Annotated in this window: 17 protein-coding genes; 11 read left to right on the top strand and 6 right to left on the bottom strand. The window is 63.7% G+C overall.

Going from position 1 to position 16,231, the window contains the following annotated elements:
* Positions 1–58: 58 nt before the first annotated feature.
* From PI87_RS04155 to PI87_RS04145, 3 genes are all read left to right on the top strand, one after another.
* Entirely contained in the window at positions 59–808 is a 750-nt protein-coding gene (locus PI87_RS04155; RefSeq protein WP_039596356.1) for an electron transfer flavoprotein subunit beta/FixA family protein, read from the top strand.
* Positions 809–861: 53 nt separating this feature from the next.
* Complete coding sequence (locus PI87_RS04150) at positions 862–1,797, top strand: electron transfer flavoprotein subunit alpha/FixB family protein (protein WP_039596355.1); 936 nt, start codon at positions 862–864, stop codon at positions 1,795–1,797.
* Positions 1,798–1,965: 168 nt separating this feature from the next.
* Positions 1,966–3,750, top strand: coding sequence for an acyl-CoA dehydrogenase (locus PI87_RS04145; RefSeq protein WP_039596354.1), 1,785 nt, complete (start codon positions 1,966–1,968; stop codon positions 3,748–3,750).
* Between the two features lie 65 nt (positions 3,751–3,815).
* Here the strand turns inward: PI87_RS04145 and PI87_RS04140 are convergent, their stop codons facing one another.
* Positions 3,816–5,234 (bottom strand): cytochrome P450, encoded by a 1,419-nt coding sequence (locus tag PI87_RS04140; protein ID WP_039596353.1) that lies wholly within the window; start codon positions 5,232–5,234, stop codon positions 3,816–3,818.
* Positions 5,235–5,348: 114 nt separating this feature from the next.
* On the opposite strand from PI87_RS04140, the gene PI87_RS04135 reads away from it, so the two are divergent.
* Entirely contained in the window at positions 5,349–6,272 is a 924-nt protein-coding gene (locus PI87_RS04135; protein WP_039596352.1) for a helix-turn-helix transcriptional regulator, read from the top strand.
* Between the two features lie 61 nt (positions 6,273–6,333).
* Here PI87_RS04135 and PI87_RS04130 read toward each other — a convergent pair whose 3' ends face one another.
* On the bottom strand, positions 6,334–7,623 hold the full coding sequence (locus PI87_RS04130; protein WP_039596351.1) for a D-amino acid dehydrogenase: 1,290 nt from the start codon (positions 7,621–7,623) through the stop codon (positions 6,334–6,336).
* A 122-nt stretch (positions 7,624–7,745) separates the two neighbouring features.
* Here PI87_RS04130 and PI87_RS04125 point away from each other — a divergent pair, with 122 nt between their 5' ends.
* The 3 genes from PI87_RS04125 to PI87_RS04115 all read left to right on the top strand — a co-directional run bounded on the left by PI87_RS04125 (position 7,746) and on the right by PI87_RS04115 (position 11,156).
* Positions 7,746–8,243 (top strand): Lrp/AsnC ligand binding domain-containing protein, encoded by a 498-nt coding sequence (locus PI87_RS04125; RefSeq protein ID WP_039596350.1) that lies wholly within the window; start codon positions 7,746–7,748, stop codon positions 8,241–8,243.
* 77 nt (positions 8,244–8,320) lie between these two features.
* Complete coding sequence (locus PI87_RS04120) at positions 8,321–9,940, top strand: alkaline phosphatase D family protein (protein WP_039596349.1); 1,620 nt, start codon at positions 8,321–8,323, stop codon at positions 9,938–9,940.
* Between the two features lie 82 nt (positions 9,941–10,022).
* Complete coding sequence (locus PI87_RS04115) at positions 10,023–11,156, top strand: PA0069 family radical SAM protein (protein WP_039596348.1); 1,134 nt, start codon at positions 10,023–10,025, stop codon at positions 11,154–11,156.
* A gap of 12 nt (positions 11,157–11,168) precedes the next feature.
* On the opposite strand, the gene PI87_RS04110 is transcribed toward PI87_RS04115, so the two are convergent.
* From PI87_RS04110 to PI87_RS04095, 4 genes are all read right to left on the bottom strand, one after another.
* Entirely contained in the window at positions 11,169–11,624 is a 456-nt protein-coding gene (locus tag PI87_RS04110; RefSeq protein ID WP_039596347.1) for a TM2 domain-containing protein, read from the bottom strand.
* Between the two features lie 201 nt (positions 11,625–11,825).
* A complete protein-coding gene (locus PI87_RS04105; RefSeq protein ID WP_039596346.1) occupies positions 11,826–12,008 on the bottom strand; it encodes a hypothetical protein in 183 nt (60 codons plus the stop codon).
* 128 nt (positions 12,009–12,136) lie between these two features.
* Positions 12,137–12,556, bottom strand: a complete 420-nt coding sequence (locus PI87_RS04100; protein ID WP_039596345.1) for a hypothetical protein — start codon at positions 12,554–12,556, stop codon at positions 12,137–12,139.
* A gap of 192 nt (positions 12,557–12,748) precedes the next feature.
* Positions 12,749–13,825 (bottom strand): PQQ-dependent sugar dehydrogenase, encoded by a 1,077-nt coding sequence (locus PI87_RS04095; RefSeq protein WP_039596344.1) that lies wholly within the window; start codon positions 13,823–13,825, stop codon positions 12,749–12,751.
* A 145-nt stretch (positions 13,826–13,970) separates the two neighbouring features.
* On the opposite strand from PI87_RS04095, the gene rpsP reads away from it, so the two are divergent.
* The 4 genes from rpsP (at position 13,971) to rplS (ending at position 16,185) form a co-directional block, all read left to right on the top strand.
* On the top strand, positions 13,971–14,225 hold the full coding sequence (gene rpsP, locus PI87_RS04090) for a 30S ribosomal protein S16 (protein ID WP_021195488.1): 255 nt from the start codon (positions 13,971–13,973) through the stop codon (positions 14,223–14,225).
* A 46-nt stretch (positions 14,226–14,271) separates the two neighbouring features.
* Entirely contained in the window at positions 14,272–14,913 is a 642-nt protein-coding gene (gene rimM / locus PI87_RS04085; RefSeq protein WP_442965453.1) for a ribosome maturation factor RimM, read from the top strand.
* A 23-nt stretch (positions 14,914–14,936) separates the two neighbouring features.
* Positions 14,937–15,725, top strand: a complete 789-nt coding sequence (trmD, locus tag PI87_RS04080; protein WP_039596482.1) for a tRNA (guanosine(37)-N1)-methyltransferase TrmD — start codon at positions 14,937–14,939, stop codon at positions 15,723–15,725.
* A 73-nt stretch (positions 15,726–15,798) separates the two neighbouring features.
* Positions 15,799–16,185, top strand: coding sequence for a 50S ribosomal protein L19 (gene rplS, locus PI87_RS04075; RefSeq protein WP_039596481.1), 387 nt, complete (start codon positions 15,799–15,801; stop codon positions 16,183–16,185).
* The last annotated feature ends 46 nt before the right edge of the window (positions 16,186–16,231 follow it).

Here is a 16,231-nt window from a genome sequence, read left to right as displayed (position 1 = left end):
ACCCTTATAATGGCCGGCGTCTTGTAACAAATGTCTTATTAATGAGTGGAGTGAGCGCATGAAAGTCCTGGTCGCAGTCAAGCGCGTGATCGATTACAACGTGAAGGTTCGCGTGAAGACGGACGGTAGCGGTGTCGATCTTGCCAACGTCAAGATGAGCATGAACCCGTTCGACGAAATCGCCGTGGAAGAGGCGGTCCGTCTGAAAGAAGCGGGCGTTGCTACCGAAGTGATCGCCGTATCGTGCGGCGTGACGCAGTGCCAGGAAACCCTGCGCACCGCCATGGCCATTGGTGCCGACCGCGGCATCCTGGTCGAAACCAACGAAGAGCTGCAGCCGCTGGCTGTGGCCAAGCTGCTCAAGGCGCTGGTCGACAAGGAACAGCCGCAACTGATCATCCTGGGCAAGCAGGCAATCGACGACGACGCTAACCAGACTGGCCAGATGCTGGCTGCGCTCGCCGGCCTGCCGCAAGCCACGTTCGCCTCGAAGGTGCAGGTTGCCGACGGCAAGGCTTCGGTTACCCGTGAAGTGGACGGCGGTCTGGAAACCCTGTCGGTCAAGCTGCCGGCCGTGGTCACCACCGACCTGCGCCTGAACGAGCCGCGCTACGTGACGCTGCCGAACATCATGAAGGCGAAGAAGAAGCAGCTCGACACGGTCAAGCCGGAAGACCTGGGTGTGGACGTTGCACCGCGCCTGAAGACGCTGAAGGTGGTTGAGCCCGCCAAGCGCAGCGCCGGCGTGATGGTGCCCGATGTGGCCACGCTGGTCGCCAAGCTCAAGACCGAAGCCAAGGTGCTGTAAGCGGTCATCCGTTACTGCACGCAACTTCAAGCACACCGAATAGGCAGATCAAGATGACCGCACTCGTAATTGCTGAACACGACAACCAATCCATCAAGGCCGCGACGCTGAACGCCGTGACGGCAGCCGCCCAATGCGGCGGCGACGTCCACGTGCTGGTGGCCGGCGCTGGCTGCGGCGCCGCTGCACAAGCCGCTGCGCAGATCGCCGGCGTTGCCAAGGTGCTGGTGGCCGACGCGCCCCAGTTTGCCGATGGCCTGGCCGAGAACGTCGCCGAGCAGGCCCTGGCCATTGCCGGTAACTACAGCCACATCCTGGCGCCCGCCACCGCCTACGGCAAGAACATCCTGCCGCGCGTGGCCGCCAAGCTGGACGTGGCCCAACTGTCCGACATCACCAAGGTCGACGGCCCGGACACCTTCGAGCGCCCGATCTACGCCGGCAACGCGATCGCCACCGTGCAATCGGCCGACAAGGTCAAGGTGATCACTGTGCGTGGTACGGCGTTCGACGCCGCTGCCACCACCGGCGGCTCGGCTGCTACCGAAAACCTGACCGCCGTGGCTGACGCCGGCATCTCGCAGTTCGTCTCGCGCGAAGTGACGAAGAGCGACCGCCCGGAACTGACCGCCGCCAAGATCATCGTGTCGGGTGGCCGTGGCGTGGGCTCGGGCGAGAACTACACCAAGGTGTTGACGCCGCTGGCCGACAAGCTGGGCGCTGCACTGGGTGCCTCGCGTGCGGCCGTGGACGCCGGCTTCGTGCCGAACGACTACCAGGTTGGCCAGACCGGCAAGATCGTCGCGCCGCAGTTGTACATCGCCGTCGGTATCTCGGGCGCGATCCAGCATCTGGCTGGCATGAAGGATTCCAAGGTGATCGTTGCGATCAACAAGGATCCGGAGGCGCCGATCTTCCAGGTGGCCGACTACGGCCTTGTGGGCGACCTGAACACGGTGGTGCCGGAGTTGGTGAGCGCACTGGGCTGATCGAACCGCGCATGCGTTTCATTCGAGACGCATGCAACGCCCCACGCAAAGCCGTTTCCGACCTGTTTGGAAACGGCTTTTTTATACGCGAGCGCCATCAGGAGAGCGTGTCATGCACCCCGGTGACGAACTGTCCTGATCGCACTTAACGAAGCATTGGAGAGAGACATGACCTATCAAGCCCCAGTCAAGGACATGCTGTTCGTGATGAACGAACTTGCCGGCCTGGACAACGTCGCCAAGCTGCCCGGCTTTGAAGATGCCACCGCCGACACCGCACAGGCCGTGCTGGAAGAAAGCGCGCGCTTTACCGGTGAAGTTGTGGCTCCCCTCAATGTGGAAGGCGACCGCAACCCGAGCAGCTGGAAGGACGGCGTCGTCACGGCCACTGCCGGCTTCAAGGAGGCCTTTGCGCAGTTCGGCCAGGGCGGCTGGCAAGGCGTGCAGCACCCGCTCGAATACGGCGGCCAGGGTTTGCCCAAGCTGATCGCCACGGCGTGTATCGAGATGCTGAACGCGGCCAACCTGTCGTTCGCGCTGTGCCCGCTGCTGACTGACGGCGCTATCGAGGCCCTGCTCACGGCCGGCACCGAAGAGCAGAAGCAGCTGTTCGTGCCCAAGCTCATCTCGGGCGAGTGGACCGGCACGATGAACCTGACCGAGCCGCAGGCCGGCTCCGACCTGGCACTCGTGCGCACGCGCGCCGAGCCGGTGGGCGACGGCACGTTCAAGATCTTCGGCACGAAGATCTTCATCACCTGGGGCGAGCACGACATGGCCGAGAACATCGTCCACCTCGTGCTGGCGCGTACGCCGGGGGCACCGGAAGGCGTGAAGGGGATCTCGCTGTTCGTGGTGCCGAAGTTCATGGTCAATGCAGACGGCTCGCTGGGCGCGCGCAACGATGCGCATTGCGTGTCGATCGAGCACAAGCTCGGCATCAAGGCGAGCCCGACAGCGGTGCTGCAGTTCGGCGATAACGGCGGTGCCATCGGCACGCTGGTCGGCGAAGAAAACCGCGGCCTGGAATACATGTTCATCATGATGAACGCCGCGCGCTATGCGGTGGGCATGCAGGGCATTGGCGTGTCGGAGCGCGCGTATCAGAAGGCTGTCGCCTACGCGCGCGAGCGCGTGCAGAGCCGCCCGGTAGATGGTTCCGCAGGCAAGGCCGTTGCGATCATTCATCACCCGGACGTCAAGCGCATGCTGCTGACGATGCGCGCCATGACTGAAGGCGCTCGCGCGCTGGCTTATGTGGCCGCCGCTGCGTGCGATGCTGGTCACCACGCCGCCGATGACGCTGCGCGCAAGCAGAACGAAGCGCTGTACGAGTTCCTGGTGCCGGTCGTGAAGGGCTGGAGCACCGAAATGTCGATCGACGTGACGAGCCTGGGCGTGCAGGTGCACGGCGGCATGGGCTTCATCGAAGAGACGGGCGCCGCGCAGTACTACCGCGACGCGCGCATCCTGCCGATCTACGAAGGCACCACGGCCATCCAGGCCAACGACCTGATCGGCCGCAAGACGGTGCGTGATGGCGGCGCCGTGGCACTGGGCATCTGCGCGGAGATCGCCAAGGTGGAAGCCGCGCTGGCCGCCAAGGGCGGTGCGCACTGTGAGGCGATGCGTGTGCGCCTGGCAGCGGGCCGCGAGGCGATGGAATCGGTGGTGCGCTTCGTGGTTGCACAAACCAAGGCGCAGCCGAACGCTGTGTTTGCGGGCAGCGTGCCGTATCTGCGCCTGTGCGGCATCGTGCTGTCGGGTTGGCAGATGGCGCGTGCGCTGCTGGTGGCCATTGATCGCGAGAGCGAAGACCCGAACTTCTACGGCGCGAAGATCGCCACGGCACGCGTGTTTGCCGACGTGCTGCTCACGCAGGCGCCGGGCATTGCGCAGAGCGTGCTGACGGGTGGTGAAACGATCGGCGCGGTGCCGGAAGTGCAGTTCTAAGCCGTATCGACGGACATGAAAAGGGGGAGGCTTCGGCCTCCCTTTTTGTTGGTGCGTTGCTGACGTCAGATGGGCGTGATTGCCAGGTGCAGCGGTTGGTCCGGCCGCAACGTGACGTTCATCACCGGGCGCGGGGCATGCATGTTATCCGGCACCGACAACGTGAAACGCTGCAGCAGCATTGCGGCAATCACCGTCATCTCGGACATGGCCAGATGTTGCCCAAGGCAGACGCGCGGGCCGGTGCCAAAGGGTAGGTAGGCACCGCGTGCGCGTGGCAGCTCTAGGGCATCGAGCGCAAAGCGTTCCGGGCGGAACGCCAGCGGCTCGGGGAACCAGCGCGGGTCGTGGTGCATCACTTGCACCGGAATCAGGAACATGGTGCGCGCAGGCAATTGCCACACACCCAAGGTGATGGGCCGGGTGCTTCGCCGGCTGACGAGTACTGGTGCAGCCGGGTAGAGGCGCAGCGTCTCCTTGATCGTCTGCGTGAGGTAGGGCAGCGAAGCCAGTGTGTCGGGGCTTGGTGCGCGGCCCTGCAGCGTTTGTCGGACTTCTTCGCGTGCAATGGCCTGTGCAGCCGGGTTGGATGCCATGCACCAGGCCCACCAGATCAGCGTGGCGGCTGTGGTTTCGTGCCCCGCCAGGAACGCGGTCATGCATTCGTCGCGCACGGCGTGCTGCGGCCATGCGGCGAGGTCATCCCGGTGCAGTTGCAGCAAGCGGGTCAGTAAATCGTCGGGCCAGGCGTTTTCTGGCTGGGCCAACCGTGCTTGCAGGTGGTGATCGATCAGGCCATGCAGTTCCGCCAGGGCACGCCGTTTCTTGCGCTTCCAGGGTGCCCAGTCCGGCCAGCTTGCGGGCCAGTAGAACTCCGCGTTGGCAGCGGCACCGACAACGCGGATGGCCTGTTCCGCGGTGCGCGCCTCCTCGCCGATTTCGCTCGAGAACATCATCCGCGTGATGACGTCCATGGTCAGCGAGGTGATCGCGCTTTCCATCGGCCAGCGCGCATCGTGTTCTGGCCACTGTGCGAGCGCTTTCTCCGTGGCAGCGGCGATGGTGGGCACGAAAGCCTGGACGGCCTTGGGGGAGAAACTCGGTTGCAAGGTGTGTCGTTTGCCGCGCCAGGCTTCGCCTTCGGCAATGAGCACGCTGTGGCCGTGTAACTGGGCGAACACGTGCATGCCGCGTTCCCAGCGGACCAGCGCATCGTGATGCGTCACCAGCAGTTCGCGCGCGAGTGTTGGGTCGGTAACGACGATTTCGTGTTCGGGCCAGAAGCGCAGATGCACGACATCGCCGAACTCGCGTTGCCACGTCGCTAACGTACCCAGCAAGTCACGCGACATGCGGGCGAGCAGGCTCCAGCCAGTCAGCGCGGTGGAGGGGCCCGGCGGCCATACACCGGGCGGATGGCCGGCAGGTGCGGACGATGCGTCCTTCGTGTGGAAGGGGCATTGGCCGGAAGTGGTCGGATTCATTTGGGGTCTCTAGGTGCATCTGGGCATGCCTGGCATTGTTCGCTTGGCGGCGTGACCTGTCTTGAACGCAAACGACATCGACACGTTTGTGGCGCCTGCCTATACTGCGCCGCCATGTCCTCCCAATTTGAGTGCCCAGACCCCCTCGCACGCGCGCCGCGTGTCATGCACGATGGCCGCGTACCGGCTACGCGCCTGTATCTTGCGCCGCCGGCTTTGCAGGGCGCAATCGTGGCCATTCTTTGCCGCGACACGCGCGGCTTTGTGTTGACCGATGCGCAGCGCCTGTCCCATTTCCCAGCGTCGCCCATGGTGTCGCTGTCGTGGTTTCAGGGCATCAATGCGGGGCTTGTCGAGCGCACCGATGGCAGCCCGCAATGGCGGCCGTTTGATGCGGCGGTCGTGCTGTCGGGCAGCCAATCCCAGCCTACGGTGAGCTGGGCGCCGACCACCGGGCGGGGTGGCATGATCTGCTTGACGGCGGATGTCGCGCAGACCTTGTTCGGTGTCGACATGGCTGTGGCAGCCGACCGCTTTGTCGACGCCTATGCCGTGCTGGGTGCCGCCTGGCAGCCGTTGTTGGATGCGTTGCTCGACACCCATGACGATGCGGCCGTGCTGGCCGTACTGGAGCAGCATCTGGCTGCGCGCTGGCAAGCGCTTCAGGGGCCGGGTACGGTGATGTCGTCAATGCGCCGGGCCGGCCGTCATTGGGTGGAGCGTCTGGCATGGCAGGCGCATGAGTGGCGGCGCACACAGAGTCCGCGGCAAGTGGAGCGACGCATCAAGACCTTCAGCGGACGGTCTTTGCGCGAGTGGCAAGCGCTGGTGAAGACCGAAGGCGTCTACTTTGCCGCGATGGATCGGCACGCAGCCGGCTTGCCGTTCGATTGGGCCGCGCTGGCCCAGGATGAGGGGTTTGCCGACCAGGCACATTTCAGCCGCACGGCCAAGCGCATCACGGGTTTTTCACCGAGCGAGTTTGTTGAACGCTTTGTCGAAGACGAATCGTTCTGGGCGTACCGGCTCTGGGTTTGAGCAGGCAAAAAGAAAGGGAGGCTTCGGCCTCCCTTCTTCGTTGATGCGGAGCTGTTGGCGATCAGGCCAACGCAGGCTTGGTCGCCGGCGTCGGGGCGCCGCCCATGTAGCGATACACCGACAGGTCATCCGCACGGATGGCAGGCGAGCGGCCCGACACCAGATCCGACAGCAGCTTGCCCGAGCCGCACGCCATGGTCCAGCCCAGCGTGCCGTGGCCGGTGTTAAGCCACAGGCCACGCACCGGCGTCTGACCGACGATCGGCGTGCCGTCAGGCGTCATCGGGCGCAGGCCAGTCCAGAACGAGGCGCGCGACACATCACCGGCACCCGGGAACAGATCGTTGACGACGAACTCCAGCGTGTTGCGCTTGCCCGGGTCCAGGCGCTTGTCGTAGCCGACGATCTGCGCCATGCCGCCCACGCGGATGCGGTCGTCAAAGCGCGTCACAGCCACCTTGTAGGTCTCGTCCAGGATGGTGGAGACGGGGCTCTTGGCCGCGTCCGTCATCGGCACGGTGATCGAGAAGCCCTTGAGTGGATACACCGGCACGTTCACCAGGTTCTTCAGGAACGGCGTGCTGTAGCTGCCCAGCGCCACGACCACGAGGTCGGCGTCGATCGGCTGCCCATCGACCAGCGCGCCGCGCACGGCGTCATTCTTGAAGATCAGGCTGTTGATGGTGCTGTTGAAACGGAAGCGCACGCCCAGCTTCTCAGCCATCGCGGCGAGGCGCGTGGTGAAGAGCTGGCAATCGCCCGTTTCATCATTGGGTAGGCGCAGGCCACCGGCCAGCTTGTGGCGGGTCGAGGCCAGGCCTGGTTCACTGCGCACGAGGTCTTCGCGCGAAAGCAGTTCGTAGGGCACGCCGGCGCGCTCGAGCACGGCGATGTCGTTCGCGGCGCCGTCGAGCTGTTGCTGGGTGCGGAAGATTTGCAGCGTGCCTTGCTGGCGGCCTTCGTAGGCAATGCCGGTGTCGGCGCGCAGGTCGCGGATGCAGTCGCGGCTGTACTCAGCCAGGCGGACCATCCGTTCCTTGTTTTGCGCGTAGCTCGCGGCGTCGCAGTTGCGCAGCATCTGCCACATCCACTTGAGCTGGAAGAGCGTGCCGTCGGGGCGGATGCTGAGCGGCGCGTGCTGCTGGAACATCCACTTGATGGCCTTGAGCGGCACGCCTGGCGCAGCCCACGGCGATGCGTAGCCCGGCGAGATCTGACCTGCGTTGGCAAAACTCGTCTCCAACGCCGGACCGGCTTCGCGGTCGACGACGGTGACTTCATGGCCCGCGCGGGCCAGGTAGTAGGCGCTGGTAACGCCGATCACACCGCTGCCAAGAACGAGCACGCGCATGGTGATACTCCCCGGAGATGCATTTACGATAGATGTCGCTATCGTATTCGTACAACACCAGCAATTGTTTCTGTATATTTTCGAGAAACAGGAACAACTTCGATTTTGGGGTGTTTTTAACCATGCGAACCCAGCGCAAGCCCGTCCGGGCCCTCGACAAGCTCGATCGCCGCATCCTCGACCTGCTGCAAAAGGACGGGCGGCTGTCCATGAAGGAGCTGTCCGAAGCCGTCGGACTGACCATCACGCCGTGCATCGAGCGCGTCAAACGCCTGGAGCGCGAGGGCTTCATCCTCGGCTATTACGCGCGACTGAATCCGGCCATGCTGGGCGCCTCGCTGCTGGTGTTCGTGGAAATCAGCCTGGGCAGCAAGGCGGGCAATATGTTCGAGCAGTTTCGGCGCGAAGTGCTGCGCATTCCCGAGGTGCTGGAGTGCCACCTCGTCTCGGGCGATTTCGATTACCTCATCAAGGCGCGCATCCGCGAGATGGGCGAATACCGGCGCCTGCTGGGTGACATCCTGCTGCAGCTTCCGGGTGCGGTGCAGTCCAAGAGCTACATCGTGATGGAAGAGATCAAGGAAACGCTCGCCATCGACGTGACGGAAGAGGGCGGGTGACCCGGCAGGTGACCTAAGGCTGTCACGGAACCGCCTTACGCTGGCCGGCACCCTCACCACCGCCATGCAGAGACATCATGTCCGACCAGCCGATCTTCAAGCCGAACCGCCGCACGCTTATCAAGGGTCTTGTTTCTGTCAGCGGCACTGCGCTGCTCGGCTCGCGCATCGGCGATGTGCTGGCCCAGGGCGTTGCACCGGCTGTGGTGACGTCCGAACGCCTGCGCCCGCAACTGTCCGGCGGCGTGATGAGCGGCGACATCACCGCCGACAGCGCCATCGTCTGGAGCCGCACTGATCGCGCTGCGCGCATGATCGTTGAATATTCGACCGACGCCGCTTTCAAGAAAGTCGCGCGCCGCGTCGGCCCGACCGCCACTGAAGCCAGTGGCTTCACCGCGCGCGTTGATCTGACCGGCTTGCCTGCCGGTGCCGATCTGTTCTACCGCGTCCGCTTCCAAGATCTTGTGCACGGAAGGGCCTTCAGCGAACCTGTCACCGGGCGTTTCCGCACGGCGCCCGTGCAAGCCAATCGCCCGATCTGTTTCGTGTTCTCCGGCGACGAAGCCGGCCAGGGCTGGGGCATCAACGAGCGCTTCGGCGGCTACCGCCTGTATGAAGCCATGCGCCGCGAATCGCCCGACTTCTTCATCCACTCCGGCGACCAGATCTATGCAGATGGCCCGATCGAAGCCGAGGTGAAGCTGCCTGACGGCTCCCTCTGGACCAACCTCACGACCGAAGCCAAGTCGCACGTCGCGCAAACGCTCGACGACTACCGCGGCGCGTTCGCCTACAACCAGCTCGACAAGAACAAGCGCGCGTTCGCCGCCGAAGTGCCGTTCCTCGTGCAGTGGGACGACCACGAGGTGCGCAACAACTGGTACCCCGGCCAGCAGATCGGCCCGGAAGAAAAGCGCTATCAGGAGCGTAGTGCGTCGGTACTGGCCGCCCGCGCGAAGCAGGCGATGTTCGAATACAACCCGTTCCGCTTCAACCCGATCGACCCGGAGCAGATCTACCGCGCATTCCAGTACGGCCCGCTGCTCGACGTGTTCATGCTGGACGAGCGCAGCTACCGCGGCCGCAACTCGCCAAACCGGCAGACCACGCTCGATGCGGATTCGGCTTTCCTCGGTGCGGCGCAAACGGCGTGGCTCAAGCAATCGCTCAAGCAGTCGAAGGCAACGTGGAAGGTGATCGCCAGCGACATGCCGATCTCGCTGGTGGTGCCCGACCTGAACCCCGACGTGCCCAAGGGCACCTACGAAGCCTGGGCGAATGCCGATGACGGCGCGCCGTCCGGCCGCGAGCTGGAGTTGGCCGAGATCCTGCGCTTCATCAAGCAAGAGAACATCCAGAACGTGGTGTGGGTGACGGCCGATGTGCACTACGCACAGGCGACGTACTACCACCCGTCGCGCGCCAAGTTCACAGAGTTCAAGCCGTTCTGGGAATTCGTCGGCGGGCCGATCAACGCGGGCACGTTTGGGCCGAACGAAGTCGACCAGACCTTCGGGCCGGACCTGCGCTACATCAGCATCCCGAAGGACAATCCGCAGAACCAGTCGCCCGCCGCGCTGCAGCAGTACTACGGCCGCGCCAAGATCGATCCGGCCACGCGCACGATGCATGTGTCCCTGCATGACCTCGATGGCAAGTCGCTCTGGGACGTGAAGCTCGATCCCGAGGCGTAGCCCACGTCACCCACAGCGCAGAGGAGGCGGATGCGATACGATCAGCGAGCCCCCGCATCCGATCCATTCCGCTGTGCCCGACATGTCCGATCGCCACGCCCCACGCAAGGGGCGCGGCGCTACCTCCAATCTGCAAGGCCGCTTCGAGCGCGATGAACGCACGCGCGTTGATGACGGCTGGCAGCCGCTTGTCGGGCAGCTCGATCCGGAAGACACGCCGCCGCGCATCGAGACCAGTGTCTCCATCGAACGCGCGCGCTCGATCCTGAGCCACAACCAGTCGCCGGACATTCCGTTTGGCGTGTCGCTGAATCCATATCGCGGGTGTGAACATGGGTGCGTGTATTGCTTCGCGCGGCCGACGCACGCGTATCTGGAACTGTCTCCGGGGCTCGACTTCGAAACCAAGCTGTTCGCCAAGACCAATGCTGCCGAGGTGCTGCGCGAAACGCTCGCCAAGCCCGGCTACCGCTGCGAGGCAATTGCACTGGGCGTAAACACCGATGCGTATCAACCGATCGAGCGCGAGCTGCGCATCACGCGCGACGTGCTGCGGGTGCTGCACGATTGCGATCACCCGGTCGGGCTCATCACCAAGTCGACGTTGATCGAGCGCGATATCGATCTGCTTGCGCCGATGGCCGCGAAGCACCTCGTTGCTGCTGCTGTGACCATCACGACGTTGGACTCGGAGCTTGCGCGCAAGCTCGAGCCGCGTGCGGCCACGCCATCGCGCCGCCTGCGCACGATCCGCACGCTGGCTGAGGCAGGTATTCCGGTGGGGGTGAGCGTCGCACCGATGATCCCCTTCATCACCGACGACCACATGGAGCAGATCCTGGAAGCCTCGCGCGAGGCCGGCGCCACGTATGCGAGCTACATCGTGCTGCGCTTGCCCAACGAGCTAAACGCTGTCTTCCAGGATTGGCTGATGGCGCATTTTCCCGACCGCGCACAACGCGTGATGAACCGCATCCGCGACCTGCACGGCGGCCAGGATTACAAAGCGGATTTCGCCACGCGCATGCGCGGCACCGGCATCTGGGCGGATCTGCTGCGGCAGCGCTTCTACAAGGCCGCCGACAAACTCGGCTTCAGCTACCACCGCTACAACGAACTGGTGCTCGACACATCGCAGTTCAAGCCGCCAGAACGTGCAATCGGCGCCATCAAACCAAGAAAGCCGGTCGACGAGCGTCAGGGCAGTCTGTTCTGATCGAAGCGCGAATTATTGCGACAGTTCCTTCGACGCCTGCACCTGCGTTTCGAAGTACGTCTGGAAGGTGATGGCAAGGCCGGCCATGAGCAGGCCGGTGCCAATCATCAACGTGAGGATGGTCAGCATCACGACCGGCCAGCCCGATTGTGTGGGTGTGCCGTCGGCATTGAATTGCGCGTCCCATTTGTCGTCGGGGCGTAGGCCATAGACCAGCGCCGACAGATAACCCGCCAGCACCGACGCGCCACCGACGATCGCGCAGACCCAACCCGGCACGCTCGCGCGTTGCGTCGACAACAGCAATGCCACGCCAATGGCGCCAAGCATCATGGCAAACACCTGCGTCCACGCCCAGAAGTCGCGTCCACCCTTGAGATAGAAACGATGCGCACCCACGCTCCCGAACAGGAAGGCGAGCAGCACGGTCAACAGCTTGGATTTTTTCTGAAGAGCGATCGTAGACATGGCGGGGCGGAGAACACGAGGCAAGACAGCAATGGCGCCGCGCATTCTACGCCCAACACGAACCGCGGCGCAGCCTAGGGGCAGCACCGGGGGCGCGTCTCAAGGACGCATCAGCAATCTGGGAAATCTGAGGAGGAGGCCTTCAACTCGGCCGGACGCGCACAGCGTAGCGATGGGGCTGTGGCGGGGAGGGCAGGGGCGCTAAATCGGCACCAGATGCAGCGACGGCACACTCAGCGAGGCCGTCAGGTCTTGCAGCAGTTGGGGCGCTTGTTGGCGCAGGCTGATCTCACCGTAAAGCAAGTGAGCGAGCATCAGCATGAAGGCCGAGGTCCATGTCAGACCCAGGAGAAGCCGCACATGGCGGTGGAGTTGGGACAGCATTGAAGCACCTGTTGTCGTTGTGATTGGTGTGATGGAAAGGGCATGCCAAACGTGTGCCATTCACCATTCAATACGACTGGGGTGCTTGGGCCAAGTTCCGTAATGTGAAATCGCGGAGGGCGCTGTGTTCAGCCCCGGCGCGAGCCGCGCCAGTTGCCGCCTTGGTCGCCGTTGCCGCGTTCTTGGCGCATGCGCTCGCGTTCCTGTTGTTGCTGCCAGTCACCGCGGCCGCCGTTTTCACGGGGTTGCACGCGGCCGTTGAGGCGATCGTCCGCGCGGGCGCGGGCTTCCATGCGCTCCATTTGCGCACGGATGCGAGCCGCCTGATCGCCACGGGCATCGACGAAGAACATCTGTTGTGCGACCAGCGGGCGCGCTTGTGGTACAGGATCGGTTGACTGCGCGGCCGCCTGCGTCCATGCGGGCATGACGGATCCTGCAAAGGCAACGGCGGCCTGACGCGCCGATGCGTTGGCTGCCAGGGCGCCCGCAGAGGCGACGATCAGAACACCTGTCGCCAAGGGGCGAAGCAATGCGCGGATCGGCATGGCTATCTCCTGTCTGACGAGGGTTCGAAAGCGCCACGCACCGCACGTGTTCCGGCTTGAGCGAGAAAACAGCAGCGCGTGTTCATGCCTGTCAATGTAAGGCTTCACTCAGGTCGCATCCACTGTCCAAAGGTTTCCTGTGTAACGAGATGTTTCCCGCACGCGTTGCCCAGGCGGTAGGCGACGCTTGCGTCATTTTCCGATGTAACGGATGCGATACACGGCGCCTGCGTAATCGTCCGCCACGAGTAGGCTGCCATCGGGTGCGACGAGTACATCGGTAGGGCGGCCCCAGACGCGTTCACCTGGCTGCAGCCAGCCTTGCGCGAAGGGTTCTTGCCTGATGACTTTGCCGGCCTCATCCACCACCACGCGCATCACGCGATAGCCGACTTTGGACGAGCGGTTCCATGAGCCGTGCTCGGCAATGAAGATGTTGTTGCGATATTCGGTCGGGAAGCTGCTGCCGGTATAGAACCGCATGCCGAGCGCTGCCACGTGGGCGCCGAGCTTGGCAACCGGCGGCACGTAGTTGCTGCACGGGTGGCCCGTACCGAACTCTGGGTCGGGAACGTCGCCGGCGTGGCAGAACGGATAGCCGAAGTGCTGATTTGATGCGGTGATGCGATTGAGTTCGTCGTCGGGTATGTCGTCGCCCATCAGGTCGCGGCCGTTGTCGGTGAACCACAATTGGTGCGTGACGGGGTGCCAGTCGAAACCAACCGTGTTGCGGATGCCGCGTGCGACCAGTTCCAGGCCGCTGCCGTCGGCATTCATGCGCATCAGGTTGGCGTAGCGGTTTTCATCGGGGCGGCAAATGTTGCAGGGTGCGCCCACCGGCACATACAACTTGCCATCGGGGCCGAACGCGATGAATTTCCAGCCGTGGTGTGTCTCCGTGGGCAGCTTGTCGTTGACGACCACCGGTTCGGGCGGGTGATCAAGGCGTTTGTCGATGCCGTCGAGCCGCACGATGCGCGATACCGCTGATACATACAGGTTGCCGCCGCGCCAGGCCACTCCCACAGGCAATTGCAGGCCCGAGGCCACCACATGCACTGGCGCATCAGGCATCTGCAACGATATCGCGTAGACTTTGCCCGCGCGGCTGCCCACATACAGAATGCCCGCAGGGGAGATCGCCATTTCGCGTGCTGAGGGCATCGCATCGGTCAGTACCTCGACTTGGAAACCGGGCGGCACATGCAGCATCTCGATCGGCAGTTTTGCCAGCGCGGGTAACGCCGCGCCAAGCCAAGCCGCAAGCACAATGGCGGCCCGTACGTACCGCCTACGCCACGCAGCCCATCCTCTGCGCAGTCGCGTCCAGCCTAAGTGTTTGTTTGGTCTGGAAAACTGCGCTATACTTGCGTGTTTCTCTGTACGCATACCCAGTTTTTCAAGGAATAGATCCATGGTCGTGATCCGTTTGGCCCGCGGTGGCTCCAAGAAGCGCCCGTTCTTCAACATCGTTGCGACCGACTCGCGTAACCGCCGTGATGGCCGTTTCATCGAGCGCGTCGGTTTCTACAACCCGCTCGCCAAGGATGGCGAAGAAGGTCTGCGCCTCGTGCAAGACCGTCTGGCCTACTGGCAAGGCGTTGGCGCACAACTGTCGCCGACGGTTGCCCGCTTGGTGAAGCAAGGCGCCGCCAAGGCTGCTGCCTAAGTTTTAGCATGCGTCGATCGACGGTGCCGTCCGAGCACATTCTGCTGTGACGCGCGCTGCATCGACTCGCCCCGGCCCCGTGGCCGTTGCTACGCAGGCGACCTCGCAAAAGGTCGCTGAGCGCTTGCAAGCCATGTGTCCGGGTGCTGGCGCCAACCCAGCGCTGCCCGACGATCTCGTCGAGGTTGGTTATGTGGGTGGTGCCTATGGAATTCGCGGTTGGATCAAGGTTCAGCCGCACGGTGAAGCCGACGCGTTGCTCAATGCCCGCGCGTGGTGGCTCAAGCCGACAACAGGTGCGAGGGCAGCGTCGGCGGACTGGCGGGTATTCCCCGTCGGGTCGTCGCGCGAGCATAGCGGCACGGTGGTGGCAGGTTCGCCTGCCGTGCCGGATCGCAATGTCGCCGAGGCGCTGCGCGGCTGTGCCGTGTGGGTTAGCCGTGCCGACTTTCCTGCGCCGGATGATGACGAGTTCTACTGGGTCGATCTGATCGGCGCTACCGTCGTCAACGAACAGCAGGAAACGCTCGGTACGGTGACAGGGCTGATCGACAACGGTGCGCACCAGATTTTGCGCATCGTGGGCGAAGGCGATGTTGAGCGGCTCGTGCCGTTTGTCGAGGTTTACGTGAAGTCGGTGGATGTGGCTGGTCAGCGCATCGTCGTCGACTGGGGTCTGGATTACTGAACATGCGGCCGGAGAATTCGGCGATGCAGTTCGACGTCATCTCGCTGTTTCCGGACATGTTCCGGGCGCTGACGGACTGGGGTATCACCAGCCGCGCAGCCAAACAGCAGGTGTACACGTTGCGCACCTGGAACCCACGCGACTTCACGACGGACAACTACCGTACCGTGGACGATCGGCCATACGGCGGTGGCCCCGGCATGGTGATGCTGGCCAAACCGCTGGAAGCCGCGTTGGATGCAATCCGCGAGGCACAAGCGCCGGCGGCCTCGCATGTGGTGCTGCTCTCGCCGCAAGGCAAGCCGCTCACACACAAGCGGGTGATGGAGTTGGCCCAGTTGCCGGCACTCACGCTGCTGTGCGGTCGCTACGAGGCGATTGACCAACGTCTGGTCGACCGTCGCGTGGATGAGGAAATCAGCCTCGGCGATTTCGTCCTCTCCGGTGGTGAGCTCGCAGCAATGGCCATCATCGATGCGGTTGTGCGGCAGTTGCCCGGCGTGCTGGGCGACGCGCAGTCTGCGGTACAGGACAGCTTCGTCAATGGTTTGCTGGACTGCGCGCATTACACGCGGCCGGAAGAGTACGAAGGTGTGCGTGTGCCCGATGTGCTGCTGGGTGGCCACCACGCCGAGATTGAGAAATGGCGCCGCCAGCAGGCGCTGTTGAATACGATGCGCAAGCGCCCCGATCTGATCGAGGCGGCGCGCAAGCAGGGTTTGTTGTCCCGCAGCGATGAGGCTTTCCTCGCTGCCGCGGCGACGACGGCAAAGGGGTCGGATGCTTCCACACCGGGAGCCTCGGCCAAGTGAAGTTCCCATCCTCTACCGGGGCCACGGTCTGTTGACCAGGCAAAACGCCGGCATGATGGTCAAGGAGAAAAAGATGAATCTCATCGAGCAAATCGAGCAGGAAGAAATCAAGCGCCTGACGGCCAACAAGACGATCCCCGCGTTCGCCCCTGGCGACACCGTGATCGTTAACGTGAACGTTGTGGAAGGTGCTCGCAAGCGTGTGCAGGCGTATGAAGGCGTCGTGATTGCCAAGCGCAATCGTGGCCTGAACTCGTCGTTCATCGTTCGCAAGATCTCTTCGGGCGAAGGCGTGGAGCGTACGTTCCAGCTGTACTCGCCGCTGCTGGCCAGCATCGAAGTGAAGCGTCGCGGTGATGTGCGCCGTGCGAAGCTGTACTACCTGCGCCAACGCTCGGGCAAGTCGGCACGCATCAAGGAGAAGCTGACCTTCAAGCGCAAGGAAACCGCTGCAGCATAATCTGCGCGCGTTGCGAAAAGGCACCTTCGGGTGCCTTTTTTCTCTT

Origin of the sequence: Ralstonia sp. A12, assembly GCF_000801955.1 — a bacterium.
In the GTDB taxonomy this organism is placed as follows: domain Bacteria; phylum Pseudomonadota; class Gammaproteobacteria; order Burkholderiales; family Burkholderiaceae; genus Ralstonia.
Note: the sequence above shows the minus strand (reverse complement) of the source record. Positions and strands in the feature narration are given on the sequence as shown.

Bases quoted from the DNA above. Each gene is read 5' to 3' on its own strand.
- PI87_RS04130 (WP_039596351.1), bottom strand. From the start codon at position 7,623: ATGCGCGTGCTCGTTCTTGGCAGCGGTGTGATCGGCGTTACCAGCGCC.
- PI87_RS04120 (WP_039596349.1), top strand. From the start codon at position 8,321: ATGTCCGACCAGCCGATCTTCAAGCCGAACCGCCGCACGCTTATCAAG.
- PI87_RS04125 (WP_039596350.1), top strand. From the start codon at position 7,746: ATGCGAACCCAGCGCAAGCCCGTCCGGGCCCTCGACAAGCTCGATCGC.
- rplS (WP_039596481.1), top strand. From the start codon at position 15,799: ATGAATCTCATCGAGCAAATCGAGCAGGAAGAAATCAAGCGCCTGACG.
- PI87_RS04100 (WP_039596345.1), bottom strand. From the start codon at position 12,556: ATGCCGATCCGCGCATTGCTTCGCCCCTTGGCGACAGGTGTTCTGATC.
- PI87_RS04110 (WP_039596347.1), bottom strand. From the start codon at position 11,624: ATGTCTACGATCGCTCTTCAGAAAAAATCCAAGCTGTTGACCGTGCTG.
- PI87_RS04105 (WP_039596346.1), bottom strand. From the start codon at position 12,008: ATGCTGTCCCAACTCCACCGCCATGTGCGGCTTCTCCTGGGTCTGACA.
- PI87_RS04155 (WP_039596356.1), top strand. From the start codon at position 59: ATGAAAGTCCTGGTCGCAGTCAAGCGCGTGATCGATTACAACGTGAAG.
- PI87_RS04145 (WP_039596354.1), top strand. From the start codon at position 1,966: ATGACCTATCAAGCCCCAGTCAAGGACATGCTGTTCGTGATGAACGAA.
- PI87_RS04135 (WP_039596352.1), top strand. From the start codon at position 5,349: ATGTCCTCCCAATTTGAGTGCCCAGACCCCCTCGCACGCGCGCCGCGT.
- PI87_RS04115 (WP_039596348.1), top strand. From the start codon at position 10,023: ATGTCCGATCGCCACGCCCCACGCAAGGGGCGCGGCGCTACCTCCAAT.
- PI87_RS04140 (WP_039596353.1), bottom strand. From the start codon at position 5,234: ATGAATCCGACCACTTCCGGCCAATGCCCCTTCCACACGAAGGACGCA.
- trmD (WP_039596482.1), top strand. From the start codon at position 14,937: ATGCAGTTCGACGTCATCTCGCTGTTTCCGGACATGTTCCGGGCGCTG.
- PI87_RS04150 (WP_039596355.1), top strand. From the start codon at position 862: ATGACCGCACTCGTAATTGCTGAACACGACAACCAATCCATCAAGGCC.
- rpsP (WP_021195488.1), top strand. From the start codon at position 13,971: ATGGTCGTGATCCGTTTGGCCCGCGGTGGCTCCAAGAAGCGCCCGTTC.